The sequence below is a fragment of the Cellulosimicrobium sp. 22598 genome, assembly GCF_052044445.1.
In the GTDB taxonomy this organism is placed as follows: domain Bacteria; phylum Actinomycetota; class Actinomycetes; order Actinomycetales; family Cellulomonadaceae; genus Cellulosimicrobium; species Cellulosimicrobium cellulans_G.
This window is the reverse complement of record NZ_JBQEMZ010000010.1, coordinates 151,173-175,635: the sequence shown is the minus strand read 5'-3', so window position 1 is coordinate 175,635 and position 24,463 is coordinate 151,173. Positions and strand designations below refer to the sequence as shown.

Sequence of the window (24,463 nt, the reverse complement as noted above, 5' to 3'; positions counted from 1 at the left end):
AGCCCTGACCTGCATAAACAGCGCTTCTTCGTGCCGTTGATACTCACATCGGCTTGCTAGTTCGACGTCCTAGCGTGCTATAACTTGGGTCCCGACGAAGAGAGGAGCTACCGCCTTGACCGGGTCCGCGATCAGTGACGATCTCTATGCAGGCATCGATGTGGGCACCCAGGGCGTCCGAGTTGTCGTCACAGACGCTCTCGGCGACGTCCGCGGCATCGGGCAGGCGCCGCTCGCCAGTCGTCGTGCCGGCGACTTGCACGAGCAGGAGCCGTCATCGTGGTGGGCCGCAGTCGCCGCGGCGTGCCGGCAGGCATGCTCCTCGGTGCACGGACGGATCCGGGCCGTGTCGGTCTGCTCGACGTCCGGCACGTTCGCACTCCTGGACGACGGCGAGCCGTCGACTCCCGGACTCATGTACAACGATCGCCGCGGACTCCCTTACGCGGCCGCGGTGCGTGACGCCGGCCGAGAGCTCTGGGACGCTCTGGGATACCCGATGCAGGGAGTCTGGGCGCTGCCGCGGCTCGTGGCTGCGCTTGCGAATCCTGGAACCCGGCGCCGGTGGGACTCGGGCGACCTGCGGCTTGCCCATCAGGGCGACTTCATCAACGAGCAGTTGGTCGGCGAGATCGTGCCCACCGACTGGGCCCAGGCGCTCAAGACCGGGTACGACGTTGAGCACCTGCGCTGGCCGGCTGAAGTCTTCGGCGAGCTCGGGGTCTCGGCGGACGGCCTCCCGCCAGTCGTCCCTCCTGGGACGGTGATCGGGACGGTGCACGCGGAGGCAGCGGAGAAGACCGGGCTCCACGCCGGAGCGCTTGTCGTCGCGGGGACTACCGACAGTTGTGCCGCACAGATTTCCGCGGGCGCGCTCGAACCCGGGCACTGGAACTCTGTCCTCGGGACGACGCTTGCGGTAAAGGGCGCATCGGAGCACCGGATCGCGCTTCCCCTGCATGGCGTCTACTCCCACCGGTCACCGGTCGATGGGTGGCTGCCCGGCGGGGCATCGAACGTGGGTGCTGGATTCCTGGCCGAGCACTTCGGTGATGACGTTGGCCACAACCGCGACCGCGGTGCCGCACGATATGAACCAACCACCGGCGTGGTGTATCCCCTCGTGGGCGTCGGCGAACGCTTCCCGTTCGAGTCCTCGTCGATCACCGCGTTCAGCACCATCAGCGGGTCGGCCACGGACGAGCGCTATGCCGCGGCGCTCCAGGGCATAGCTTTCGTGGAGCGGCTTGCCTACGACCTGCTGCGCGCGCATGGAGCGAGCCTCGTTGGACCGCTCAGCGTGACGGGAGGGGCGACACGATCTCGCTACTGGCTCGGCCTACGCGCGGCCGTCCTCGACCACCCGGTTCGGCTCCCGCGCGAACCGCAGCCTGCATTCGGCATGGCTGTGGCTGCGCGGGCCGCGCATCGCGGTCAGACAGTCGTGGAGAGCGCCAAGGAGATGGTTGGTCATCACCCGGTGATCGAGCCGGAGCCTGGCCGTGCCGCAAGGATGAACGACGGCTACCTCGGTTTCGTGGAGGAGCTGGTCGCGCGCGGCTACCTCCGCTCAGGTTTTGCCGAGAGGACGCCGGCATGATCGAGCTTCTCCTCGCCCGTCACGGGCAGACTCCCTGGCATCACGGAAACCGGTACGCCGGCTCTTCAGACATCGGCCTCGACGACGTCGGGCGCGCCCAAGCCGAGCGCCTTGCTACGGCGATGGCCGCTCGCGGCGTCAGCGATCTTGCGGCGAGCACCTTGCGCAGGGCGCAGGACACGGCTAAGGCCGTCACCGAGAAGACTGGCCACACGGCCACGGTACTGAGCGAGCTGCGCGAGATCGGATTCGGCGTCGCGGAAGGTCGCACCCTCGCACAGATGCGTGAGGCGCTTCCCGGGCCGACCCGTGCGTTCGAGGCCGACCCGGTCAAGCATCACTGGCCCAACGGTGACGACCCCTCAGACCGGGTTCGTGAGGCGACCACTGCGCTGTCCAACTGGGCAGCGCAGTGCGGCCCCCGACCACTCGCGATCGCCCATAGCACGATGATTCGGCTGATCGTCTGCCACGTCCTGGGAATCTCTCTTGGGGAGTACCGTCGGCGACTGCCCAGGCTCGAGCCCTGCGCGGTGACGACGCTCGGGCTTTCCGCCGACGGCACCTGGTCGCTCATCGCCTACAACCAGTCACTAGGAGACCATGATGTCCTACGCGCACCCCGATGACGGTGCCCCGCCACGCGCGCAGCGGCGCAAGTCCCAGCGCCAGGCCGAGATCACCGAAGTCGTCTTCGAGAAGGGCCAGGCGTCCGCGGCAGAACTTGCCGAGCGTTTCGGCGTGAGCATCATGACGGTGCATCGTGACCTCGATGCGCTGGCCGCTCAGGGGATCGTGCGCCGCTACCACGGCGGCGCGGCGGCCCAGCGCAGCAGCATCTTCGAGCCCGACGTCACCTACCGCATGCGCCTGAGCACCAGCGCCAAGCAGAGGATCGCCAGTACCGCGATCACCCACGTTGCGGCCGGGTCCGGGATCATGCTTGACGACTCGACCTCAGCACTGGCTCTGGCCCGCCTGCTGCCAGGTGTTCCCGACCTGACGGTCGCGACGAACTTCGTCGACATCATCGAGGAACTCGGAGCGACCGAGGAGCTTCGGCTCATCGGTCTAGGCGGCGAGTACTCGCCCACGCACCGGTCCTTCCTTGGGCACGGCTGCATCGACGCGGTGCGCGCGCTGCGTGTGAACACCCTCTTCGCCTCCACCTCAGCGATGAGCGTGGACGGCTCGTTCCACCAGGAGCCCGCGATCGTCGCCGTGAAGCGCGCCATGATGGAGGTCGCGGATCGGCGAATTCTCTTGATGGACCACTCGAAGCTCGGCCGCAAAGCGCTCCACCGCGTATCGGACGCATCCGACTGGGACCTCGTCATCGTCGACGCGGGCACACCGGACGCGCTGGTCGAGGACCTCGCGCAGGCGGGCGCCAACGTCGTCGTCGCCCGGGGCCAATGATGGGAATCGTCATCGGCGTCGACGCCGGCACGACCATCACCAAAGCCGCGGCGTTCTCGCCGGACATGCCCACGGTCGTCACGTCCAGGGCCACTCGGGTCGAGCACATCTCGAGCGACCGCTATGAGCAACGGCAGGAGGACGTCTTCGACTCCGTCGTCGCCGTGCTCAGCGATCTCGTGACCGTCCTGGGAGACCGCGCCCGCGATGTGGTCGCCGTAGGCGTGACCGCCCAGGGCGACGGCCTGTGGCTGACCCGCGAGGACGGGACCCCCGTCCGCTCGGCGATCTCCTGGATGGACGGGCGGGCCCAAGGAATCGTCGCCGAGTGGGAACGCGATGGCACCCACGCCCAGCTGTTTCACACCACCGGCAGCGCCCCGTTCGCAGGGTCAACACCCGCGCTGCTCGCCTGGGCCGCCCGCGAGGAACCAGACACACTCAAGATGGCTCGCAGGGCATGGCACTGCAAGGACATGATCGCCGCCCAGCTCGCCGGAATCCGCGCCACGGACCACTCCAACGCTGTCCTGTTCGACATGCACCGCCGCGAGCCGTCCGCCGCGCTGTTCGACCTGCTGGGCATCCCCGACGCCGAGCAACTCGCATCCCCGGTGGCGAGCACGCCGACCGGCGGCCTCCTGCCCGAGATCGCCGCACGTACCGGCCTCACGGCCGGCATACCCGTCGTGTCCGCCCCCTACGATCTCGTCGCCAGCGCGATCGGCGCGGGGGCTTCCGAGGTCGGCGACGGCCTGCTGATCGTCGGAACGACCCTCGCCTGCGAAGTCCTGGCGTCCTCCCTTCCCCAGGACGAGGAGCCTGTCGGCCTTACCCTTGCCACCGCGGACCCAGACCGGCACTGGCGCGCCATGCCAGCGATGGTCGGGGCCGCGACGCTCGACTGGGCGCTGGGCCTGGTGGGTCACACGATCCAGGACATCCCCAGCCTCCTGGAAGAGCGCCCCACAACCACCGCCCGGGTGCTGCCCTTTCTCGCCCCGGCCGGTGAGCGGGCTCCGTTCCGCGATCCGCGCGCACGGGGCCGTATCGACGGGCTGACTCTGCACACCTCGGCAGCCGACATCGTCCGAGCGGTCGTGGAAAGTCTCGGCTACAGCGCACGCAGCTGCCTCGAGAGAGCCGGACTCTCGGGACGCCTCCTCATATGCGGTGGCGGCTCACGTGGTCCGCTCGCACAAGCATTCGCTGACGTCTTGGGGCGTCCCTTGGAACAGTGCACCGCTCCCGAGGTCGGCGCCCTCGGTGCCGCGATCCAGGCTGCTCACGCCACCGGGACGCCGGTGCCGGCCTCCTCGGAGACCACGACCATCACCCCTGGGCACGGCAGCGCTCAGCACTACGAACGCGGCTACTCGACCTACCTCCGGGACGTCCGCTCGGCCCGGACTCTTTGGGCAGACGTCACCGACTGAGAGGACATCATGAAGATTCTGGCTGCAGGCGACGGCTTCATCACCAATGCGCTGCTCGCGCAAGAGCTCGGCTCCCGAGTACCCGGGGCCGAGATCCACACCCTCGAGCTTCCGTGGCCGAGCGTGCCGTTTGGACCGGTCGCCGAGGTCAGCGAGGCATCGGGCACACAAGAGAGCCTGATCGCGGCTCTCGAAGGTATCGAGGTCCTTGTCACACAGATGGCGCCGATCACGCGCCGCGTGCTCTCTTCAGCACCCGACCTCCGCCTCGTCGTCGTGTGCCGCGGCGGCCCCGTGAACGTCAACCTTGATGCCGCCCGCGAGGCCGGCGTCCAGGTCCGCACCACGCCGGGCCGCAACGCCCCCGCGGCAGCCGAGCACACCATCGCTCTGATGATGGCGGCGCTGCGTAACATCCCCGAGCTGGACAGGAGCATGCGCGCGGGCGAGTGGCGCGGGGGTGACTACCAGATCGAAGCCTGCGGCAGCGAGCTCGCAGGCGCTACCGTCGGGCTGATCGGGTACGGCGCCATTGGTCGACGCGTCGCACGCATCCTGAACGCCTTCGGCGCACGCGTCCTCGTGCACGATCCCTACGCCGAAGCGATCGAGTACGGCGAGCAGAGCGACCTCGACGACATGCTGCGACAAGCTGTAGTCGTCAGCCTCCATGCCCGCCTGACTGACGAGACCCGGCACATCATCGATGCGGCAGCACTGCAGCGCATGCGCCCAGGCGCGGTCCTCGTGAACACAGCCCGAGGTGGCCTCGTCGACCAGGACGCGCTCATCACAGCGCTTCGCACAGGGAGGCTCGGCGCCGCCGCAGTCGACGTCTATGATCCCGAGCCACCGGCGGTCGACGACGCGATCCGTCAGGCACCTCGACTCGTCATGACGCCCCACCTGGCGGGGGCGACGCGTCAGACCGCTGAGCGCGCGGCCGCGCTCAGTGCCGACGCCGTGCTCTCTTACACCAGCGAAGTCGCGCGACGCGGATGAGAACGAGTGCCCGTGAGCCGATGATCGCGAGCAGCTTGCCCCAGGGCCAGGAACGAGGCACCGCGGTGCCAGCGGACTTCGACCGGTTCTGGCACGAGGCCCTCAGGCTGCTCCCCCGGTCACCCCTGGTCGAGGCCACGCCCCATGAGACCGGGCTGGCCACGACAACGACATTCGACATGACTATCGCAGGAGCACACCGCAACCCCATCAAAGGATGGCTCCACCTTCCGAAAGATGCACCTCTTCCACTTCCCGCGGTCGTCCAGTTCAACCCCTACGGTGCTGGCCGCGGGCATCCGCTCGCGCCATCTCTCTGGGCATCGGCCGGATACGCACACTTGACGATGGATACGCGAGGACAAGGCAACGCGCTTTCCCCCGGAGACACCGCCGACCCCCTCGGGGGCACCGGGCCTGAGACCGCTGGCTTCCTTACCCGCGGCCTTGGCTCCGCCCGCACCATGTACTACCGGCGCGTCTTCGCCGATTGCGTCCAAGCCGTGCGCGCGCTGCGGGAGCATCACGCCGTGCGTGCTGATGCGGTGTTTCTCACCGGGAGAAGCCAAGGCGGCGGCCTCGCACTAGCAGCGGCGGGACTGGTCCCGGACGTGGCCGGCGTCCTCGCGGACGTCCCGTTTCTCTGCGACATACCCCAAGCAATCCGCATCGCCGAACGCGGCCCCTACCTCGAGCTCCTCGACCACCTCCGCGCGTACCCTGCCTCGCAGACTGACCTCCTCTCCCGCCTGGCGTACGTGGATGTCGTCGCACACGTCAGAGCGGCAACCGCCCCTGCACTCTTCAGCGTCGCGATGCGCGACGACGTGTGCCCACCGAAGACCGTGCTCTCCGCGTACCGCGCCTACAAGGGACCAAAGGAGCTGGCTGTCTACGAGTTTCACGGCCACGAGGGAGGACAGTGGCACCACGAGGAACGCAAGCTCTCATGGATCAGAGAACGCGTCTCGGCGCTGAGCCCGTGATCAAGTACCTTGGCGATCGACAAGGAGCATCTCTTGGGGACCGAACGAGGGCCAGGTTCCTTATAGGTGGCCGTCCCGTTTCGGTTCGTGGCGGCAGCCGCCCTTGAGCGCGCTCGGCGCGGGGATGTTCGACGGCGCGCCAGGGCGACGTCGTACGGCATCGCCCTCGCGCCGGCCATGGCTCAGCCCGGGACGTTGCGCGGGTCGTGCCTGTGGGAGTCCTTCTGGGCGATCGTGCCGTCCATGTTCTTGATGACGAGCTCGGCGCTCTCGCGCTCGGCCGCCGCGCGTCCGGCGGCTATGGCGTCGTCCTTCTTCGCGTGGTTCGACAGCGGCTCACGCTCGCCCTGCCGGCGAACGTGCCACTGCTCGCCCTGGTGATAGACCTCGATCGTCACTGCCACGGGGGTACCCCCTCTCCGTCGGTGTTGAGACCACCGTGGAACGGCCACGCGGTTCTCGCCGCACCGACGACCCGCGTTGCACTCTCCGCTTCTACGGGTGGCATGAGACAGGCGATGGTTCAAGGTCGACACGCAGGCCGTCTACCGGTAGCTCGAGAGTGGCGCGCCCCACAGGCGTTCCGAGCCCGCGACGACCACTACGGCTGCGGGCGACAGGCCAGGACCGTCGCCACCGCGGAGTTCGACTCGACCCAGGTGGCGAGGTCCTGGTTGATGATCCGTAGCAGCAGAACGTAGGCGTCGTAGCCTTCCTGCGCGCTGATGCGCCGGCTCTGCCCGGGCAACGGGATCCCGCGCAGGAGCGGTTCGTGGTGGGCGCACCGGTTGCGCACGGTCTGGACGGTGCTGGCGATCTCGTGAGTCCAAGAGCGGGTGAACTGCTCCTGGCGCTGATTCGCGACGGCGCGACCGCCACGGAAGGCCTGATGGACGCAGTCGCGCCACAGGTCCTCGTAGTTCATCTTGAACGACTGAGGCTCGCTCCGGCCCACGGTGCCGCCGGCGTCGAGCAGGTTGACCCAGAACCCGAGCATGAGCTGGGCCACGACGCGACCCGGCAAGGGGTTCTTCCCGGGCGCGCGGCGCCAGGCGCTGGCAAGCTCGCTACGGGAACGGTCGTCGAGCCCGATGTCCTTGGTGAAGCCGATATCGGTGTCGCAGTACGGGGGGACCCGGCCGCCGGGCGTTCGTGCTTACGTGAAGGGCTCGATCCATGACACGGTTGATGTCGAGAACACCCTCAGATCGCGGCCGTCCCACGTGAAGCACCACATACAGGACAGTCTCTAGGGGCCGTACCCGGGGCAGTGTTCGGCGATCGCAGCCTCCGCGATGAGTCTCGCCTCCTCAGCGTTGGCATCGCCGGTGGCCATCAACCCATCCACGATGTCCGCGTACGACCAGCCCTTACTGAGGCGGTCACATACGACGCCGCCGTACTGTTGGATAACGTCCGCCACCGACGGGCCGTTGTCGCTAGACGTGGCTGGGTCATCCAGGTGTTCAAGTGTGAGCATCGTTCCGTCAGGGAGCGCCTCCGGAGCGGGTACGAGGTGAGGGCAGCTCGCCGCGTAGGCGGCATCGAAGTCCGCACTCCATCCGGCCGTGTCAACCACACGCGACTTCGCCCAGCGGTCAAAGAACCCGTTCCGCGCATCGAAGAACGCGTTGAAGGTTGGACGATCGCCTCCGTGGCTCTCGGAGATCTCATCGCAGACCTTGGAGGCGGCTTCTGATGCCACCCACGGCATTGGAGCGTTGGCACCGGCGACTCCTCCAACGATGAGTCCCGCGACAGCGCCGATGGTTGTGAGCAGCACTGCGGTGCCAGCGGGGGTCTCAAAGCGCTTGTACCGCACGGACATTGCCATCAGGAGGACACAGATAACGCCACCTGCCGCAACCCACCACTGGATTGAGGTAGGGAAACGGCCCCCGAGCCAACGGTCGATGCCACGTGAGATGAGCCACCACAACCCGAACGCGACCCCGCCGACGACCGCAAGCCCGACCAGGTTCCAACCGTCGTCCTGCTTGACGGCGGATCTCGGGTCGGCCGGTTCGCTCGTCCGAAAGGGACGCTGCGGGACTTCGCTAGGGTAAGGTTCTTCGGCATCCATGTGCCCGATTTAACTCCAAGTTCCGACGGCTCGGCGGGTGAATCATCGCGAGTGCTGCCGGACTTTTCGATCAGGTCCTCGCCGACGTCGACCACCACCTGAACACGCCGTGCCGGTGATGCTTGCCGCCCGGCACGTCAGGCTCCAACGTTCGTTACCGTCCCCACCACGTCGCGTGCCGATACCTGCGAGGAGGACTCGAGCGTGGCAACGCTCAAGTCGATCGGTCGTTCGTCCAGCCTGCGCCCGTGAACGTCAGGCGGATGCCGCAACCTTCCGGGTCGCCTTGATGATGCCCATTACGATGAGCCAGATCACTCCGACGACGCCGACGAGAGCCCACAGCATGAAGGGAAGCTTGAAGAGCGCCAGGGCGGGGTTGCTGCGTCCCAGACCTCGCCGTCGAACTACGGGCTCGCTTCAAGGACCCAGCCGTTGATCGTGCTGCCGGCGCTCATGCATACGAAGGAGATGACGATCACTGCGCCCACGAGAGCGAACGGAGCGATCACGCGCCGACGCGGCGCGGGGCGCAGCGCCTTCGTGATTAGTACCGCGCCGACGATCAGAAGGTGCAGGCCCACCAGGATCATGAGGCCGGTCACGGTCCAGATCGATACCTGATCGTCGAGGTCCGGCAGCCACGGGTCGCTGCGGGAGGTCTTGAACACGATCCGGCCCAGCGCCCACACGATGAAGCCGATCGCGATCGCGATCACCCCCGCGACGAAGAGTCGGACATTCCTACGGGGCGCGGCTTCGACCAGGATCGGAGCCGGGACATCTTTTGCACTCATGCGGCAATTCAAGTGCTCGTAGAACCCTGCGTCGCCCGCGACGGCGTGAACTTTGCGCCAGCCACGGCTTGTCGCGGTCGTTGTGCTCGGGCGGTCAGGCAGCGCCTGGTACCGCCACCTGCCGCTGAGCGAGACGCGGGCTTACTCTCTGGGCATGCCCTATGAGCCGGTCTTCCCCGAGGGTCAGCACCTGGGGACGTCACACCAGGTCGCTGGCGCCTTCACCGGTCATCTCTTCGACGACGAGACGGGCGACCTCAAGGGACACGCCGCCTGGCGATGGGTCGAGGAACCCGAGGCGGACGACTCTTCTGGGGGCCGGTACGAGCCACCAGTCGCGAGCACGGCGGAGGACAGCGAGGGCATCGACCTCGCCGCACTGATCGCCGCGTTAGCCGTTGTCGGCATCGTCGCCGCGACACCGCACATCAAGCGCTGGTGGAACGATAAGGGCGCCCCGAAGGTCAAGGCCGCGCTGAAGCGGATTGTACCTTGGGCCAAGGGCGAGGTCCCTGCCCACACGGTGTCCTCAGAGGTCGTGTCCACTGTGGTCGTTGGCGACGCGCCGGGAACGGAAGTCGCAGTCTCCGAGCCCGTCATCGTGATGAGCCTCGCCGAGTGGCAGTACCGGTTCCAGGCGATGCTCGCCGCCGGAGCCTTCCAGGACGAGCAGCGGCGTATCTTGTCTGGCGCCCACGTCGTCGACGGGCCGGAGGACGTGGAGGCGCGAACTCCTTCGGAGCAGTTGACGCCTGGGCAGTTCGCCGACCGCATCCGCGGGATGCTTGAGGCCAACCCGTCGCTGCATGACGAGGAGACCTCGCGTGAGCTGATGAGGATCTTCAGTACACGCGCCCTCGGCCTTCCGGCGGCAGTCCATCGCCCCGCCGAGCCACAGCGGCCAACGATGGAGCTGCCGCCGCACACCGGGGAGGGCGACGACGACCCCGAACAACTCCGCGGGAGCCGGGGCTATCAGTCAAGAGAACAACTTCCCGAGCCTGACTGACTCCCATCACGGCCTCGTCCGCCGACCCTTCCTGCGAAACGCAGGACGTCTGCGGCGGCGCGGACGGGTCTGATCGGCCTCGTCGTCCGAGCCGCGGCCAGGACGTCCTACCCCGCGGGATCAGGTCTCATCGCCTCCGACCACGCGTCGAAGGTCAGCTCGCCGTCGACCCAACGCCTGATGAGAGCGAGCGTCTCAGCGTCGGGCTCGTGGCTATCCAGCGACCAGCTGGCGGTCGTGTCGATCGCGACCTGGCGTCGGCGTTCGCGTTCGTGCCCAGTCATCAACGTGACACCTACCGTGTGGCCGGTGCTCAGGCGACAGTAGCCACGGCGGAGCACCACCGGCAGCCCGAGCGGCTCAGCCGTAGACGACGAGCACGCGCACGTGGCGGGGCATTTTGTGGCGGCCTCACGTCGTGGATTCCACCGCTCCGCTCTCCGCGGTCGGCCGCCGCTGCCGCATTGGTCGCGATCGTCGGCGGCCTGCTTGTCTCGCGCGTCATCGCGTTGTCCACCGAGGCAGGTGACATAAGTCAACGGGTCGCCGACCTTGCATCGGCTCGGCTCAGACGGGCTCAGCCACGTCGGCTCAGACGGGCTCAGCCACGTGTGGCTCATGTCTTCCTGGACCACCGAGTCCATCTACCGCTAGGGCACGGGACGGTGGGTTTTGTTCGACAAGGTAATCGAGTAGCCGCCACTCGCTCGGCACGGAGACGCCAGGGCTCATGCCGTCGAGTGAGGCCTCTGCCGTATCGCCCCCTGCAGGTATCCGTTCAGGACACACCGCAGGGGCCGCAAGAGCGCGACCCTGATCGAACACGTGTTGCGTGTAGGCCGCCGGGGCCTCGAACCCCGAACCCACTGATTAAAAGTCAGTTGCTCTGCCAATTGAGCTAGCGGCCCGTCGTCGCCTCGTGACGACTGTCCGCAGCCTAGCCTGAACCCACTCGGGCCCAGGGGTCATGCCTACGACAGTGCGGAACCGGGCGTCGCCATGCCCTCAATCTTGGCTGCTTCCTCGGCGCGCGTAGTGCTTCAGGGTGTCTCCGCGCTCGCGTGGCCCAAGACGTCGCGGGCGGTCGTGATCGGGACACCGCTGCGAGCCATGGCGCTCGCCGTTGTCCCCCGCTCCCCGCGCAGGACGATGACCGGCACGCCTGCCGTCGCGCAGAGCTTCTTCCACGTCTCCAAGTCACAGTCTGAGTCGACCCGGCATGTCCGGGGACTGGGTTTCGTGCCTCAAGCCGCGTCGGCTTGGCGTTGGTGATGACTGAAGTAGGCCGCTTCGACTTCGACCGGGGTGAGATCGTCGATGTATCCGTGGTGCGTTCGGTGTTGAACCAGTGGACCCAGTCCAGGGTGGCGGCCTCGACGTCGTCGAGGCCCTTCCAGGGGCCTTCGGGGCGGATGAGCTCGGTCTTGTGGAACCCGATGCGTCGATGCCGTGGTCGAGGAGGCGGTCGGTGAATGCGATCGAGGTGTACTGGCTGCCGGCGTCTGTGTGGTGGCGGACCAGCCCGGACAGGTCGACTACGTCCTCGGTGCGCCGGGTCCACAGCGCCATCTCCAGGCAGTCCAGCACCAGGTCGGCCCGCATCGATGTCGCGGCCCGCCAGCCCAGGATCCGGCGGGAGTGGACGTCGAACACGACCAGATCGGCGGCACGGACCGCCGCCAGCCCAGGTCACCTCACACGTTGGGCCTTGCCCCGCACCACCCCGGTGACGCCAAGCTCGCCCATGAGGCGCTCCACGGTGCACCGGGCGATGTCATGCCCGTCCCTGCACACCGCCGTCCAATTCGCCCGGACGCACGCGTCCGTCGCGTCGGACGACAGCGGGTTCAGTCCGCCGAGCGGCTCCTCGCTGCGGGTGCCTCGCCCTCGGTGGGTGGGGACGTCGCGTGGCGCCGTCGTGACGAGCATCAGGACCAGGAGGAGCAGCCCGCGGGTCGGTGACACGGACGGGTCGCCGCCGGTGCAGCGCGTGCGCCGTCTGTTCATCCGCTGTTGGTTGTGCCCCGCGCCGTGGGGCCGGAACGTCGGGTCATGGCGATGGAGGACGAGGACCGCGAGATCGACGTCGTGGTCGAGCGGATCAGTGCGCGCTTCCCGGAGGTGCCGGTGGACGACGTCCGCGACCAGGTGCTCGCGGAGCTCGGGCGCTACCAGACCGCGCACGTGCGCGACTTCGTGCCTGTGCTCGTCGAGAACGCGGTGACGGACGTGCTGCGGTCGGGTACCCGGCCGGCCCGCCCGGCGCGGAGGACGCCGCGACCGGACCGATGAGTCCGGGTGTGGGTGACCGTCGGTAGGTTCACCGGCGGGTCGAGCGGCCCGCCCCCGACGACGAGGAGCACGCATGTCCTTCCAGGCCTATCTCGACGCGGTCGAGGACAAGACCGGCCTCACCCCGCGCCAGCTCGTCGACCTGGCGCACGAGCGCGGGTTCGACGAGTCCACGAAGGCGACGCCGATCCTCGAGTGGCTGAAGGACGACTACGGGCTCGGTCGGGGCCACGGCATGGCGATCGTGCACGTCATCACCAAGGGCCCGCGGATCTCGTCGAAGCACGTGGGGTCCGACGGCACGCACCGCGACGAGTCCGACACCCTGTGGCTCGACGGCAAGGCGACCAAGCCCGCCTGACGCACCGCGGACACCGCCCGGGTCGCCCCGCGCACCGCGGGCAGGGAGACCTCGGGGTCGCCCGTCACCGGCCCCGGTGCACGCTCGACGAAGCCCCGGGTGCCCGACGACGTCCCGCGTGCGGGCGGCGTCGGGCACCGGGCGTGCTGCCGGGTCAGGGACCGGGCGGCGTCAGAACGACCAGCGCTGGGCCTCGGTCTGGTTGCAGGTCCAGAGTTGGACCTTCTGGCCGTCGTGGAGCGGCGCCCCGCCCTGGGCGTCGAGGCACTTGCCGGACTGCGGGTTGCGCAAGGCTTGGGTGCCGGCGTCGTAGACCCACTGCTGGGCGCCAGTCCCGTTGCACGTGTAGATCCACACGACGGTGCCGTCCGCGGTCCCGCTGCGCGCGACGTCGAGGCACTTGCCCAGCGCTCGCACGGTCCCGTCGGGCCCGCGGGTCCACTGCTGCGCCGCGTTGCCGCTGCAGTTCGCGAGCTGGACCTGGTTGGTATCGGTCGGGTCGGCCCACGGCACGTCGAGGCACAGCGCGGCGCCGGCGCGGATCGTCCCGGTGCCGGTCGGCAGGCCGCCGCCGGGGTTCGGCTGCTCGGTGCTGCCATCGTTGTCGCCGATGGGCGTCGCGGCGCCCGTGAACGGGTCCAGCTTGATGAAGGCGGCCTGGGGGTTGCCGTCGTGGACGAGCGACTCGTGCGCGCCGACGTCGTCGAACGCGAAGGCGTACGCCTTGCCGTTCGCCATCTGCTGGTGCGCGAGCTTGGCGTAGACGTTGGTGCGGGCGTCCTGGTAGAAGCCGGCGTCGCTCGCGTCGGGCTGGTTCGGGTTCGTCAGCGCCGTGGTGCGGATGAGCGCCGCGCACAAGGTGCGGGCGATCGGCCCGACGACGTGGTCGTTGGGCGCCTGGAGGTCCTTGTGGCACCCGTACACGCTCGACGCGTCGGGCTTCGTGAAGGCCGCGACCTCCTGCCCGGACGCGTTCCTGAACCGGAACCAGTCGCCGTCGACCCGGCCGCGGAACTGCGTGCCGGGCTCGTGGGAGAACGGCGTGACGACCATGTCGCGCGTGCGGTAGGAGTTCCACACCTCGGTGACGTACGAGTCGATCGACGCCGAGGAGATCTTGCCGACGTCGATCCCGTGCGACGGGTTGAGCGCGCGCAGGCGGCTCCCGTCGGGGGCGCGCTGCACGAGCCCGCCCCACCCCGCGCTCTCGAGGGCCGTGTAGAACGCCTCGTAGCCGTTCGGCGTGAGCATGCCCGTGCTGAGGACCTGCCCGTCGGCGCGCTGGACGCCCACCTGGTACGGCGCGGACCAGTGGTCCACCTGCGTGCTGTTGATCCACAGCCCGCCGTCGTTGAGCGTGTACTCGGTCCAGTTGAAGAGGATGTTCCGGTTGGGGTCGGAGTCGTTCTGGACCGCGGGCTGCACGAGGCGCCCGTCCAGCACGATCTGGAACGTCATCTTCTGGCCGTACGAGTAGTAGACGCGCCCGGACAGCTTCGGGAGCCGGATCGTCACGGACTGGCCGGGGCCGGGTCCCACGATCGACGCGTCGGGTGCCGGGACGGGCACGGGCCCGACCCCGCCGGGCCACGGGTGGAACGTGCCGCCCGCGTCGGCCCAGCCGGCGACGCCGTCGCGCTCGCCGAGGACGTACAGGTAGATCGGCCCCTTGCCCGAGTCGTTGGTGATCGTGAGCGGGATGGTCGCCGGGACCGCGCTCGCGGGGGCCGCCGCACCGACGACCGACCCGCTCACCGCGAGGACCGCCGCGCACAGGGCGGCCCACGCTCGTCTGCTTCTTCTCCGCCTGTCGAGACTCATGCCAGGTCTGCTCCTTGTTCGGTTGCTCCGTCGAAACCGCACTCGCCGGACGGCCCGGCGACGGCACTGCCGCACGAGGTGTGGGAGCGCTGCCACGACCGTAGCGGACGCCACGCCAACGCGCCAGGGAGCGCTCCCACGACGTCGCCGCACGGCCCCCACCGCACCCGGGCCCGCCCGGCACCTAGACTCGAACGAGTGCAGTGCCACCACTACGACGCCGGCCGGTGCCGGTCGTGCAGCCTCCTCGAGCTCGCCTACCCGGCGCAGCTCACCGGCAAGCAGGAGCACTGCGCCGACCTCCTCGCGCCGCTCGCACCCGACCTGACCTGGCTGCCCACGGTCGACTCGGCGGAGTCAGGCTTCCGCAACAAAGCGAAGATGGTCGTGACCGGCACGACGGACGCCCCGGTGCTCGGCATCCTCGGCGAGGGCGGCGGCGTCGACCTCACCGACTGCCCGCTCTACCCGGCCGCGCTCCAGGCGTCGTTCCCGGCGTTCGCGGACTTCGTGACCCGCGCGCGGCTCGTCCCCTACGACGTGCGCGCCCGTCGCGGCGAGCTCAAGTACGTGCTGGTGACGCTGTCCCCCGACGGCGACCTCATGGCGCGGTTCGTCCTGCGGTCCACCGAGTCGCTCCCCCGGGTCCGCAAGCACCTGCCGAGCCTGCTCGACGCGCTGCCGTCGCTGCGCGTCGTCTCGGTGAACCTGCACCCGGAGCACAAGGCCGTGGTCGAGGGCGAGACGGAGATCCTCCTCACGGACGCCGAGACGCTGCGCATGCGCGTCAACGGGATCGACCTGCACCTGCGCCCGCAGAGCTTCTTCCAGACCAACACCGACGTCGCCGCCGCGCTCTACCGCCAGGGCCGCGAGTGGGTGGACGACGCCGCGCCCGCCACGGTCTGGGACCTCTACTGCGGGGTGGGCGGGTTCGCGCTGCACGTCGCGGGGCCGGGCCGGGACGTCGTCGGCGTCGAGACGAGCGCCGAGGCCGTCGCGAGCGCGCGGCTCACCGCGCGCGACGCGGGCCTCGACCGCACGACGTTCCTCGCCCAGGACGCGACGGCGTTCGCGCTGTCGCGGCACGACGTGCCCGACCTCGTCGTCGTCAACCCGCCGCGGCGCGGCATCGGGGAGACGCTCAGCACGTGGCTCGAGGAGTCCGGCGTCGGCCACGTCGTCTACTCGAGCTGCAACGCGACGTCGCTCGCGCGCGACCTCGCGCTCATGCCGTCGCTGCGCCCGCGCGCCGCCCGGGTGCTCGACATGTTCCCGCAGACGTCGCACTACGAGGTCGCGGTCCTGCTCGAGCGCGGCTGACCGCGCTCGTACGGGTGCCGTTCACCCCGGCACCGAGATCGACCCGAGCGTCCGAGATCGACCCTCCGGAGGCCGATCTGGCGACGCGCGGGCCGATCTCGCGGTCAGGGGCGCTCGCCCGCGCGCCGCGCAGCCTCGACGGCGGACGCCTCCAGCCGCTCCCGGTAGGCCGCCCACTCGGCCTCGTCGAGCGCGGGCAGGTTGCCCCGGCCGTCCCCCGCAGCGCCGTCGACGAGCTCCCGCACGATGTCCGCGTGGCCGGCGTGGTGCGCCACCTCCGCGAGCACGTGCACGAGCACCTGGTGGAGCGTGACGTCGCGGTTCTCCGGGCGCCACCACGGCACGTGCCCGGGCGCGTCGAGGTCGAGCGACGCCACGGTCGCGTCGCACAGCTCCGACGACCGGCGGAAGAGCTCCAGGATCTCCTCCCGGCTCTCGTCCGCCGTGGCCCACATGTCCGCGTTCACCTCCGCGTCGTCGGCGAACCAGGGCAGCTCCAGGTCGTGCGTGCCGCCGAACGCCTCGTGGAGATAGCCGAGCTGCACGCTGCCCACGTGCTTCACGAGTCCCAGGACGTTCGTGCCGGTGCGCGTGAGCGGACGGCGGACGTCGTACTCGCTCAGCCCCTCCGCCTTGGCCAGCAGCGCGTCCCGCTCCCGGCCGAGGTACCGCAGCAGCGTCGCCTTGGGGTCGTCAGGTGCCGTCCTCGTGCTCATCCACCGGACACTACCGACGCCCTCCCACGCCGGTGCCAGACTCGCCCCATGGGCACCGTCCACGCAGAGATCACCGACCGGCTCGCGTCGTTCGTCCTCGCGCAGCCGGTGTTCTTCGTCGGGACCGCCCCGCTCGCGGCGGACGGCCACGTCAACGTCTCGCCCAAGGGCATGGCCGGCACGTTCGCCGTGCTCTCGCCGCACCGCGTCGCCTACCTCGACTACACCGGGTCGGGCGCGGAGGCTCCCGCGCACCTGCGGGAGAACGGGCGCATCGTCGTGATGTTCTGCGCGTTCTCCGGGCCGCCCACCATCGTCCGCTTCCACGGCACCGGCCGGTACGTCGAGGCCGGGAGCGCGGAGTTCGACGCGCTGCGCGGGCACTTCGCCAAGACGGAGACCGCCGGGCAGCGCGGCGTCGTCGTCGTGGACGTCACGCGCGTCTCCGACTCGTGCGGGTTCTCCGTCCCGCACCTCGAGCTCGTCGAGGACCGCGACCTGCTCGACCGCTGGGCGGGTCGCAAGACGCCCGAGCAGCTCGACGACTACCGGGTCACCAAGAACTCGACGAGCATCGACGGCCTCCCCGCGATCGGCGAGCCCGCCGAACCTGTCGGCCCGTCGTCGCCGTCGAGCGCGACCTCTCGCCGACCGGTCGAGGCGTCCGCCACCTGACGTCGCGCGACGGCACGACAGAGGCTGACGGCCCACCGGCTCGTCAGGAGCCGGGCGAGGTCGCGTCGAGGTAGGCCCGGCCGCGCGGGGAGAGACGGTAGCCGACGTCCAGGCTCTCGGTGAGGCCGAGCTCCTTGAGCCGGCGCACGCGTACCTTGAAGTCGTCGCGCGCCATCCCGAGGCCGGCGGCGAGCTCGCGCGCGACGACCCCCTCGTTCGCCGCGACCAGCTCCAGGTACTGCCGGGTCCACGGCGCCGCGGCGGCGCGGTCCTTGCGGTCCAGCGCCGCGCGGATCTGCTCGACGGCGGCCGCGTCCAGGTCGGCGTCCTCACGCAGCGCGACGCGCGGGTCGGGACCCGCCAGGCGGATGCCCACGCGGTAGAGGTCGCCCTCGCGTGCGGCTCCCCGGGCGAGCACGCGCTCCGGTGAGGCCATCCCCGCGAGGCGCGCCTCGTCGTCGGACACGAGCGGTGCGCCGTCCGGCCCGACCGCGACGCGCTCGACGGACGTCACCTCGACGACCCCGATCCGCGTCCGCTGGAGCGTCCCCACCTTCACGCGCGGCGTCGTCCAGCGGCGGAACGCGAGCGTCACGGTCCCGTCCTGGAGGCCGCGCAGCGTGCGGGCGTCGAGGAGCACGCCTCCGAGCGTACGACGCCGCCGCCCCGATCTCCCGAGGGAGAGCCCGGGTCACGCGAGGTAGAGCCCTGGTCATGACCAGGGCTCTACCTGGGCGAACCAGGGCTCTACCTCGGCGGGGTCGGACCCGGGGCCGGGTCAGGCGAGCTCGGGGCGGCGGGCGACGGTGAGGACGTGGGTGTCGGGCCAGTCGAGGGGCTCGCCGGTCGCGGCGTCGTGCAGCGCGGCGACGGGCGCGAGGGCGTGCTCGACGACCCACTCGTTGCGCCACGCGCCGCTGCCCGGCTCGAGCTCGAAGCCGGCGTCCGCGAGCAGGTCCGCCCACCGCGGGCCGCTGAGGTCGCAGAACCGCTCGTGGCACTCGGACAGCCAGTTGTCGACGTAGTCCTTGCGCGTGAGGAACTCCATGGCCTCGCGCAGCGTGAGCCGCCACGACCCCGGCGCCAGGCGCTCGGGCGCGAACGCGGCGCCGGACAGGCGCGGGAAGTCGTGCGCGAACTGGACCAGGCGCGCGTCGGTGGACAGCGCGCCGACCCACGCGGCGACGTCCGCGCGCGCGAGGCCGTCGAGGTCGGTACGTGCCCCGCCCGGCCCGTCCCCGGTGGCGGCTGCGCCGTCGTCGGTCCGCAGGGTGAGCACGACGACGCGGTCCGGCGCGGCCGGGCCGCAGACGTCGGAGTTGATCCACACCCCGCCGGGCCGGGTGTGGGCGTGGACGCGGCGCGCGAACGTCTCGACGTCGCGCACGCCGTCCCCGTACGACGAGACCTCGTGCGTGAGGGCGATCGTCAGGGTCGTGTCGACGGTCGCGTCGGGCATCACGGACCGGTCGAGGATGTTGGCCTGCACGAACCACACGTGCGGGTTCGCGAACGCGCCCTGGGCCTTCTTGTGCTCGGCCTCGGCCACGAGGTGCCGCGCGACGTCGACCCCGAACAGGTCGGACTCGTGCAGGCGCGGCTCGCGCGCGACGTGCTCCAGGAGGCCGCCGGTCGCGCAGCCGATGTCGACGATCCGCCCGGGCCGCACGTGCGGCGCCACCTGGGCCCACTTGCGCGCCGACGCGTCCTCGAACGCGGCGGCGTACGTGCGGTAGTCGCGCGTCGAGGTGAGGTCGCCGTCGCCCGAGACGACGGGGTCGGCGAAGATCCGCCGCACGTCCTCCACGAACCGGTAGCGCGCGTAGAACTCCGGGACGGCCGGGTGCGCGACGTCGCGCCAGCGCTCGTCGCCCGCGGCGATCTGCTCGACGACGTCCCACGGGCGGGCGGGCAGCTCACCGCCCGGCTCGGCGGCGTCGAGCTCCACGCCCGCGACGCGGTAGCCGAGCGCGCGGTACGCGTCGACGAGCGCGGGCGTCGAGCACGCGACGACGGTGTCGGCGGGGTCGGGCGCGACACCCGTCGCCGTGGCGACGCTCGTGACGACGAGGTGCGCGAACCGGTCGTCCGGCGCGACGTCGGGCACCGGCACGACGACGGACCGGAGCCCCTCCCGGGTCGTCACGTTCTCGACGAGCGCCTCGCGCCGGTGGCCCGGCAGCGGGTTGCGGCGCGTGCCCGCGTGGTTCGCGGACGTGACCACCCAGACCACCTCGACGTCGGGCGCGCACCGCACGCGGTGCCCGTCGAGGTCGCGCACGAGCCCGGCGCGCAGCGCCCGGAGGTAGTCGACCTGGTAGCGCGTGACGACGTGGTGACGCCCCGGGAAGAGGACGCGACGGACCGGCGGGGACGCAGGAGGGTGCACGCGCACACCGTGCGGGGCGTCACCCCCTCGACGCAACCCGTCTCACCGCTCGGTCCCCCTCGGCGACCGCGTGTTCGCTCTCCGTGAAGGCCGCCGAGCGGGGAAACCCGCTGGTCGCCGGGGCGCCCGCCCCTGAGCGCTCCCCGATCCGGCTGGCCTGGACGCCCGTCCACGATGCGGAGCACAGGGGACGTATGGGACGGTGTTCGCGATGTTCTGGATCGTGGCAGGGGCTGTGCTCGTCGTGTCCGGCCTCGCGATCGCCGCGACGGCCGCCCGCGGCGCGCGCCGAGCCGGGTCGACCGGGGCGAACGGGATGGCGATCGCCGTCGGCGGCGGGCTCGTGATCTGGGGCGCGATCGCCCTGACCGTCGGGCTCCTCACGCAGGACTGAGCGCCGCCTCCCGCGCGTCGACGACCTCCGCCCCGGTCACCGCCCCGGAGAACCCGCGCCGTCCGCGCGTGAACGGGACCGCGGCGACCGACACCACGGCGAACAGCCACGCGACCGGCGCGGCCACGTCGCCCACCACCGCGAGCGCCGCCGGGACGTCCGTCGGCAGGTCGGCGAGCAGGCCCAGCGCCCCCCACAGCGCGCCCCCGGCCGCCGCGCGGGCGACGCGCTGCGCCGTCGTGCCGGGCCGGCCCGCCCAGCGCGGCGCGAGCCACACGGTCCGCTGCCCCCAGGACGCGCCGCTGCCGAGGAACGTCGGCACGACGAACACGAGCGCGAACGGGACGAGCGTGCCGAGCAGCCACTGCGGCCAGTCCGTCCCGTCGGGCAGCGGACGCCCGAGCAGGAGGAGCACCGTGCGGTAGCCCACCTGGAGCACCACCCCGAGCGCGGTGACGAGCAGCGCGTCGAGCAGCATCCCGAGCCAGCGGCGCCACACCGTCACGGGTCGCGCCTCGTCCCGGCGCGCCTCGAGCTCCGCGGCGCGCGGCATCCACCGCAGCACGAGCGGCGCTGCGAGCGCCCCGAGGAACGCGCCGAGCGTGTTGGTCAGGACGTCGTCGACGTCCGCGACGCGGTACGAGCACGGGATGAGCCCGAAGATCCCCGTGTACTGGGTGGTCTCGACGAGCACCGACGCGGCCAGCCCGGAGAGCGTCGCGACGACGACGCCGCGCCCCAGGTAGCGCCGCACGAGCAGCCCCCACGGGACGAACAGGACGACGTTGAACACGACCTGGAGCACGGCCGCGCTGCGCAGGGTCGCGCCGGCGCCGAGGCCGGCGGTGTCACGCCGGATGTCGACCAGGGAGTGGAACGGCACGAGCTCCGCCCCCGCGACGCCGTACCGGGCGCACCACGCGGCGAGGTCGCCGGCGGGCAGCGGCAGGAGCGTGTACGCGACGAGCGCCACCCCGTAGACGGCGACGGCCGCGGCCCCGACCAGGCGGCGGCCGCTCAGGCCGCCGTACCGGCGCGACTGCCACGCGAGGGCGGGCACGAGGAACGCCGCGAAGACCAGCGCGCCGCCGACGACGCCGACGTACGCCGGCCACGTCCACCTGTCGATCACGCGCGGCTCCCGCCGTGCTGAGGGGCGGGTCGGCGTGCGCGGGTGCGGGTCGTGGTCACGGGCTCCAGTATCGCGGCGGCGCCCGCGGCGCCGCCCTCCGGCGCCCGCTGCCCGCCTCCCGGACGAGCGTCGACGACGACCGGCCTCGTCCCCGAGGACCTTCGGCGCGGCGTGCGGGCCGGACCGCGGCCTAGCGTGGAGGTGCGGTCGGTCGCCACGGCCCGCCGAGGGCTCACCGAGGACCGGCCCGGGGACCGCCCGCCGCGCACCGACCGGTGCGCGCGGCCCGACGGACGAGGTGAGGACGATGAAGGCGGCGCGGTACCACGGCAAGGAAGACCTCCGGATCGAGGACGTCCCGGAGCCCGAGACCAGGCCGGGCACCGTGAAGATCCGGCCCGCGTGGACGGGCATCTGCGGGTCCGACCTGCACCTGTACCTCGAGGGCCCCTTCCCGCCCGCGCCGTCGGAGACCGAGCCGCACCCGCTGTCGGGCGAGACGCTGCCCGTCGTGTTCGGCCACGAGTTCTCCGGGGTCGTGGAGGAGCTCGGCGAGGGCGTCGACGGGCTCGCGGTCGGGGATGCCGTGGTGGTCGAGCCGTTCATGGTGTGCGGCGAGTGCCCGCCGTGCCGCGACGGCCTGTACAACGCGTGCGTGAAGATGGGGTTCATCGGGATCTCCGGCCGCGGCGGCGGGCTGTCCGAGCACATCGTCGTCGAGCGCCGGTGGGTGCACCCGGTGGGCGACGTCCCGCTGGACCAGGCCGCGCTGATCGAGCCGCTGGCCGTCGCGTACCACGGCGTGCGGCTGTCCGGGGCTCAGGCGGGCGACACCGTCCTCGTGGGCGGGGCGGGGCCGATCGGCCTGCTGACGTGCGCCGTCCTGCACGCGATCGGGGCGCGGACGATCGTCACGGAGGTGAGCGGGGCGCGCAAGGCCAAGGCGCTGGAGACGGGCGTGGCCGACGTCGTGCTCGACCCGCGCGAGGTCGACGTCGCCGCGCGCGTGCTCGAGCTCACCGACGGCCGCGGCGCGGACGTCGCGATCGAGTGCTCGGGCGCGCAGCCGGTGCTCGACACCCTGACCCACGCGCTCAAGGCGGGCGGCACGCTCCAGATCGTGGCGCTGTTCTCCGCGCCGCCGACGCTCGACGTCATGACGGTGCTGCTGCGCGAGCTCACGATCAAGGGCGCCATCGGGTACGCCGACGACCACCCGGCGGTCATCCGGCTCGTGCAGGAGGGCAAGGTCGACCTCGCCCCGTTCGTCACGAGCCGCATCGCCGTCGAGGACGTCGTGGAGAAGGGGTACCGCGAACTCATCGACCACAAGGACGACCACGTGAAGATCGTCGTGTCGGTGTGAGACGGCGGCCCGCGGCCCTCCCCGTCCCCGGGGGCCGCGGGCCGCGCTCGACCCGTGCTCGTCGACGCGCCGCGCTCGACCTGCGGCGCGCCGCCCGGCGTGCCACGGTGGAGGCTCACGAGGCCTCCGGGAGGTGCCGCATGGATGTCCTCGCCGCCCACGGCGACGCGATCGGCGCGTTCGACGCGATCGTCCGCCCGCTGCGCGACGACCAGTGGGCGCTGCCCACCCCGGACGCCGACTGGACGGTGCGCGACCTCGTCAACCACCTCACCGCCGAGCAGCTCTGGGCCCCGGAGCTGCTCGCCGGGCGCTGGATCGAGGACGTGGGCACCGTCTTCGAGGGCGACGTGCTGGGCGACGACCCGGTGGACCGGTGGGTCGACGCGTCCGTCCAGGCCCGCGAGGCGTTCCTCGCTCCCGACGCCCTGGACCGCCGCGTGCACCTGTCCTACGGCGACGAGTCGGGCGCGGAGTACTGCGCCCAGATGACGCTCGACCTCGTGGTGCACGCCTGGGACCTGGCCCGCGCCGTCGGGGCGGACGAGACGGGCGAGCCCGCGCTGGTCACGTGGGCGCTGCACTACGCGGAGTCGCGCTCGACGTTCCTCGAGCCGGGCCCGCTGTTCCGCGGCCCGCTCGACGTCGACGACGGCGCCGACGACCTCACGCACCTGCTCGCGCTCACGGGCCGCCGCCGCTGACGGTCGCACGCCGGGTGAACGTTCGCGGAACGGTCTGCCCGGAGGCGGCCCCGGCAGGACGGGCGCGCGGGTCGCGCGCGAGACTGACCCCATGCCACCCACCGCTCGGGGTCGCACCCCGGACCAGCGCACGACGCACGCGCCGCCCCTGCTCCGGGCCGCGGCCGACCGCGGGGGCCGTCCCCTCGTCGTCGGGCACCGCGGCAACTCGTCCGTCGCGCCGCAGAACACGCTCGCGGCGTTCGAGGCCGCGGTGCGCGCGGGCGCCGACGCGATCGAGCTCGACGTGCACCTCACGGCCGACCGGCAGGTCGTCGTGCTGCACGACGACGTCGTGGACGAGACGACGGACGGGACCGGCCGCGTGGACGGGCTCACGCTCGCCGAGGTCCGCGCGCTCGACGCCGGGTCGTCGTTCTCGCGCGCGTACGCGGGCCAGCGCGTCCCGACGTTCGCAGAGGTCGCGCGGTTCGCCGTCGCGCACCCGGGTGTCGGGCTCCTCGTCGAGCTCAAGGGCGTCTGGTCGGTCGAGGACGTCCTGCTCGTGACCAAGCAGGTCGACGACGCCGGGCTCGCGGACCGGGTGCTCGTCCAGTCGTTCTGGCCCCCCACGGTCGCCGCGCTGCGCGACGCCGCCGGGCACCTCGACCGCGCGCTCCTGCTCGCGCTGCACCCCGACAGCCTCGCCGAGCTCGTCAGCGTGTGCGCGGACCTGGGAGTCGTGGCTTGCAACCCGGAGGTCGCGCTCCTCGCGCACGAGCCGGGCCTCGTGGACACGCTCCGCGGCGCGGGGCTGCGCGTGCACGCCTGGACCGCGAACACGACGGACGAGTGGGACGACCTCCTCGCGCAGGGCGTCGACGGCATCATGACGGACCGGCCGGACCGGCTCGCCGGCTGGCTCGACGCGCGGTTCGAGGATCCTCGGCGGGTGAACCGGCCGCCGCGCCCCTAGCGT

The 24,463-nt window shown here is 71.2% G+C and carries 25 protein-coding genes and 1 tRNA gene; 15 read left to right on the top strand and 11 right to left on the bottom strand.

The features are described 5' to 3' along the window. Positions 1-115 precede the first annotated feature (115 nt). From ACTJIY_RS12890 to ACTJIY_RS12865, 6 genes are all read left to right on the top strand, one after another. The gene (locus ACTJIY_RS12890) at positions 116-1,600 is read left to right on the top strand and encodes an FGGY-family carbohydrate kinase (protein WP_440674128.1); all 1,485 of its coding nucleotides are present in this window, start codon (positions 116-118) and stop codon (positions 1,598-1,600) included. Next, the gene (locus ACTJIY_RS12885) at positions 1,597-2,229 is read left to right on the top strand and encodes a histidine phosphatase family protein (RefSeq protein WP_440674127.1); all 633 of its coding nucleotides are present in this window, start codon (positions 1,597-1,599) and stop codon (positions 2,227-2,229) included. Before ACTJIY_RS12890 ends, ACTJIY_RS12885 begins: the two co-directional genes overlap by 4 nt. Continuing rightward, positions 2,207-3,019 carry a DeoR/GlpR family DNA-binding transcription regulator gene (locus tag ACTJIY_RS12880; RefSeq protein WP_440674126.1) on the top strand — a complete coding sequence of 271 codons (813 nt, stop codon included), beginning with the start codon at positions 2,207-2,209 and terminating at the stop codon, positions 3,017-3,019. The genes ACTJIY_RS12885 and ACTJIY_RS12880 overlap by 23 nt, the downstream gene beginning before the upstream one ends. Further along, complete coding sequence (locus tag ACTJIY_RS12875) at positions 3,019-4,455, top strand: FGGY family carbohydrate kinase (protein ID WP_440674125.1); 1,437 nt, start codon at positions 3,019-3,021, stop codon at positions 4,453-4,455. The genes ACTJIY_RS12880 and ACTJIY_RS12875 overlap by 1 nt, the downstream gene beginning before the upstream one ends. 9 nt (positions 4,456-4,464) lie before the next feature. After that, positions 4,465-5,457, top strand: a complete 993-nt coding sequence (locus ACTJIY_RS12870) for a 2-hydroxyacid dehydrogenase (protein ID WP_440674124.1) — start codon at positions 4,465-4,467, stop codon at positions 5,455-5,457. 65 nt (positions 5,458-5,522) lie between these two features. Continuing rightward, positions 5,523-6,443, top strand: a complete 921-nt coding sequence (locus tag ACTJIY_RS12865) for an acetylxylan esterase (RefSeq protein ID WP_440674123.1) — start codon at positions 5,523-5,525, stop codon at positions 6,441-6,443. Positions 6,444-6,625: 182 nt separating this feature from the next. Here the strand turns inward: ACTJIY_RS12865 and ACTJIY_RS12860 are convergent, their stop codons facing one another. The 4 genes from ACTJIY_RS12860 to ACTJIY_RS12845 all read right to left on the bottom strand — a co-directional run bounded on the left by ACTJIY_RS12860 (position 6,626) and on the right by ACTJIY_RS12845 (position 9,323). After that, positions 6,626-6,847, bottom strand: coding sequence for a DUF2188 domain-containing protein (locus ACTJIY_RS12860; protein ID WP_440697242.1), 222 nt, complete (start codon positions 6,845-6,847; stop codon positions 6,626-6,628). Positions 6,848-7,044: 197 nt separating this feature from the next. Continuing rightward, positions 7,045-7,452, bottom strand: coding sequence for a hypothetical protein (locus ACTJIY_RS12855; RefSeq protein ID WP_440674121.1), 408 nt, complete (start codon positions 7,450-7,452; stop codon positions 7,045-7,047). Positions 7,453-7,692: 240 nt separating this feature from the next. Next, on the bottom strand, positions 7,693-8,526 hold the full coding sequence (locus tag ACTJIY_RS12850; protein ID WP_440674120.1) for a DUF732 domain-containing protein: 834 nt from the start codon (positions 8,524-8,526) through the stop codon (positions 7,693-7,695). A gap of 407 nt (positions 8,527-8,933) precedes the next feature. Next, positions 8,934-9,323, bottom strand: coding sequence for a hypothetical protein (locus ACTJIY_RS12845; protein WP_440674119.1), 390 nt, complete (start codon positions 9,321-9,323; stop codon positions 8,934-8,936). A 154-nt stretch (positions 9,324-9,477) separates the two neighbouring features. Here ACTJIY_RS12845 and ACTJIY_RS12840 point away from each other — a divergent pair, with 154 nt between their 5' ends. Then, positions 9,478-10,332 carry a hypothetical protein gene (locus ACTJIY_RS12840; RefSeq protein ID WP_440674118.1) on the top strand — a complete coding sequence of 285 codons (855 nt, stop codon included), beginning with the start codon at positions 9,478-9,480 and terminating at the stop codon, positions 10,330-10,332. 835 nt (positions 10,333-11,167) lie between these two features. Here the strand turns inward: ACTJIY_RS12840 and ACTJIY_RS12835 are convergent. Together ACTJIY_RS12835 and ACTJIY_RS12830 are read right to left on the bottom strand one after the other, a co-directional pair. Next, positions 11,168-11,240, bottom strand: a tRNA-Lys gene (locus tag ACTJIY_RS12835). Positions 11,241-11,529: 289 nt separating this feature from the next. Beyond that, complete coding sequence (locus ACTJIY_RS12830) at positions 11,530-11,985, bottom strand: DDE-type integrase/transposase/recombinase (RefSeq protein ID WP_440674117.1); 456 nt, start codon at positions 11,983-11,985, stop codon at positions 11,530-11,532. A gap of 399 nt (positions 11,986-12,384) precedes the next feature. Here ACTJIY_RS12830 and ACTJIY_RS12825 point away from each other — a divergent pair, with 399 nt between their 5' ends. Beyond that, positions 12,385-12,624 (top strand): three-helix bundle dimerization domain-containing protein, encoded by a 240-nt coding sequence (locus tag ACTJIY_RS12825; RefSeq protein ID WP_353707534.1) that lies wholly within the window; start codon positions 12,385-12,387, stop codon positions 12,622-12,624. 73 nt (positions 12,625-12,697) lie between these two features. Next, entirely contained in the window at positions 12,698-12,985 is a 288-nt protein-coding gene (locus tag ACTJIY_RS12820; protein ID WP_353707533.1) for a DUF4287 domain-containing protein, read from the top strand. Positions 12,986-13,156: 171 nt separating this feature from the next. On the opposite strand, the gene ACTJIY_RS12815 is transcribed toward ACTJIY_RS12820, so the two are convergent. After that, positions 13,157-14,806 (bottom strand): glycoside hydrolase family 64 protein, encoded by a 1,650-nt coding sequence (locus ACTJIY_RS12815; protein ID WP_440674116.1) that lies wholly within the window; start codon positions 14,804-14,806, stop codon positions 13,157-13,159. Between the two features lie 198 nt (positions 14,807-15,004). Here ACTJIY_RS12815 and rlmC point away from each other — a divergent pair, with 198 nt between their 5' ends. Further along, positions 15,005-16,129 (top strand): 23S rRNA (uracil(747)-C(5))-methyltransferase RlmC, encoded by a 1,125-nt coding sequence (gene rlmC, locus ACTJIY_RS12810; protein ID WP_440674115.1) that lies wholly within the window; start codon positions 15,005-15,007, stop codon positions 16,127-16,129. A 104-nt stretch (positions 16,130-16,233) separates the two neighbouring features. Here rlmC and ACTJIY_RS12805 read toward each other — a convergent pair whose 3' ends face one another. After that, complete coding sequence (locus ACTJIY_RS12805) at positions 16,234-16,845, bottom strand: DinB family protein (RefSeq protein WP_440674114.1); 612 nt, start codon at positions 16,843-16,845, stop codon at positions 16,234-16,236. 48 nt (positions 16,846-16,893) lie between these two features. Here ACTJIY_RS12805 and ACTJIY_RS12800 point away from each other — a divergent pair, with 48 nt between their 5' ends. After that, positions 16,894-17,520, top strand: a complete 627-nt coding sequence (locus ACTJIY_RS12800; protein ID WP_440674113.1) for a pyridoxamine 5'-phosphate oxidase family protein — start codon at positions 16,894-16,896, stop codon at positions 17,518-17,520. A gap of 43 nt (positions 17,521-17,563) precedes the next feature. On the opposite strand, the gene ACTJIY_RS12795 is transcribed toward ACTJIY_RS12800, so the two are convergent. Together ACTJIY_RS12795 and ACTJIY_RS12790 are read right to left on the bottom strand one after the other, a co-directional pair. Continuing rightward, entirely contained in the window at positions 17,564-18,160 is a 597-nt protein-coding gene (locus tag ACTJIY_RS12795; RefSeq protein WP_440674112.1) for an ASCH domain-containing protein, read from the bottom strand. Between the two features lie 138 nt (positions 18,161-18,298). Beyond that, positions 18,299-19,909, bottom strand: coding sequence for a class I SAM-dependent methyltransferase (locus ACTJIY_RS12790; protein WP_440674111.1), 1,611 nt, complete (start codon positions 19,907-19,909; stop codon positions 18,299-18,301). A gap of 211 nt (positions 19,910-20,120) precedes the next feature. Between ACTJIY_RS12790 and ACTJIY_RS12785 the strand changes: the two genes are divergently transcribed. Beyond that, positions 20,121-20,303: a hypothetical protein gene (locus tag ACTJIY_RS12785; RefSeq protein ID WP_253055251.1), complete on the top strand. Its 183-nt coding sequence runs from the start codon at positions 20,121-20,123 to the stop codon at positions 20,301-20,303. On the opposite strand, the gene ACTJIY_RS12780 is transcribed toward ACTJIY_RS12785, so the two are convergent. Next, positions 20,290-21,435 (bottom strand): VanZ family protein, encoded by a 1,146-nt coding sequence (locus ACTJIY_RS12780; protein ID WP_440674110.1) that lies wholly within the window; start codon positions 21,433-21,435, stop codon positions 20,290-20,292. The genes ACTJIY_RS12785 and ACTJIY_RS12780 overlap by 14 nt on opposite strands. A 307-nt stretch (positions 21,436-21,742) precedes the next feature. Between ACTJIY_RS12780 and ACTJIY_RS12775 the strand changes: the two genes are divergently transcribed. From ACTJIY_RS12775 to ACTJIY_RS12765, 3 genes are all read left to right on the top strand, one after another. Beyond that, the gene (locus ACTJIY_RS12775; RefSeq protein WP_375822548.1) at positions 21,743-22,801 is read left to right on the top strand and encodes a 2,3-butanediol dehydrogenase; all 1,059 of its coding nucleotides are present in this window, start codon (positions 21,743-21,745) and stop codon (positions 22,799-22,801) included. A 140-nt stretch (positions 22,802-22,941) separates the two neighbouring features. After that, positions 22,942-23,505, top strand: coding sequence for a TIGR03086 family metal-binding protein (locus tag ACTJIY_RS12770; protein ID WP_440674109.1), 564 nt, complete (start codon positions 22,942-22,944; stop codon positions 23,503-23,505). 91 nt (positions 23,506-23,596) lie between these two features. Then, positions 23,597-24,460, top strand: a complete 864-nt coding sequence (locus tag ACTJIY_RS12765) for a glycerophosphodiester phosphodiesterase (RefSeq protein ID WP_440674108.1) — start codon at positions 23,597-23,599, stop codon at positions 24,458-24,460. The last annotated feature ends 3 nt before the right edge of the window (positions 24,461-24,463 follow it).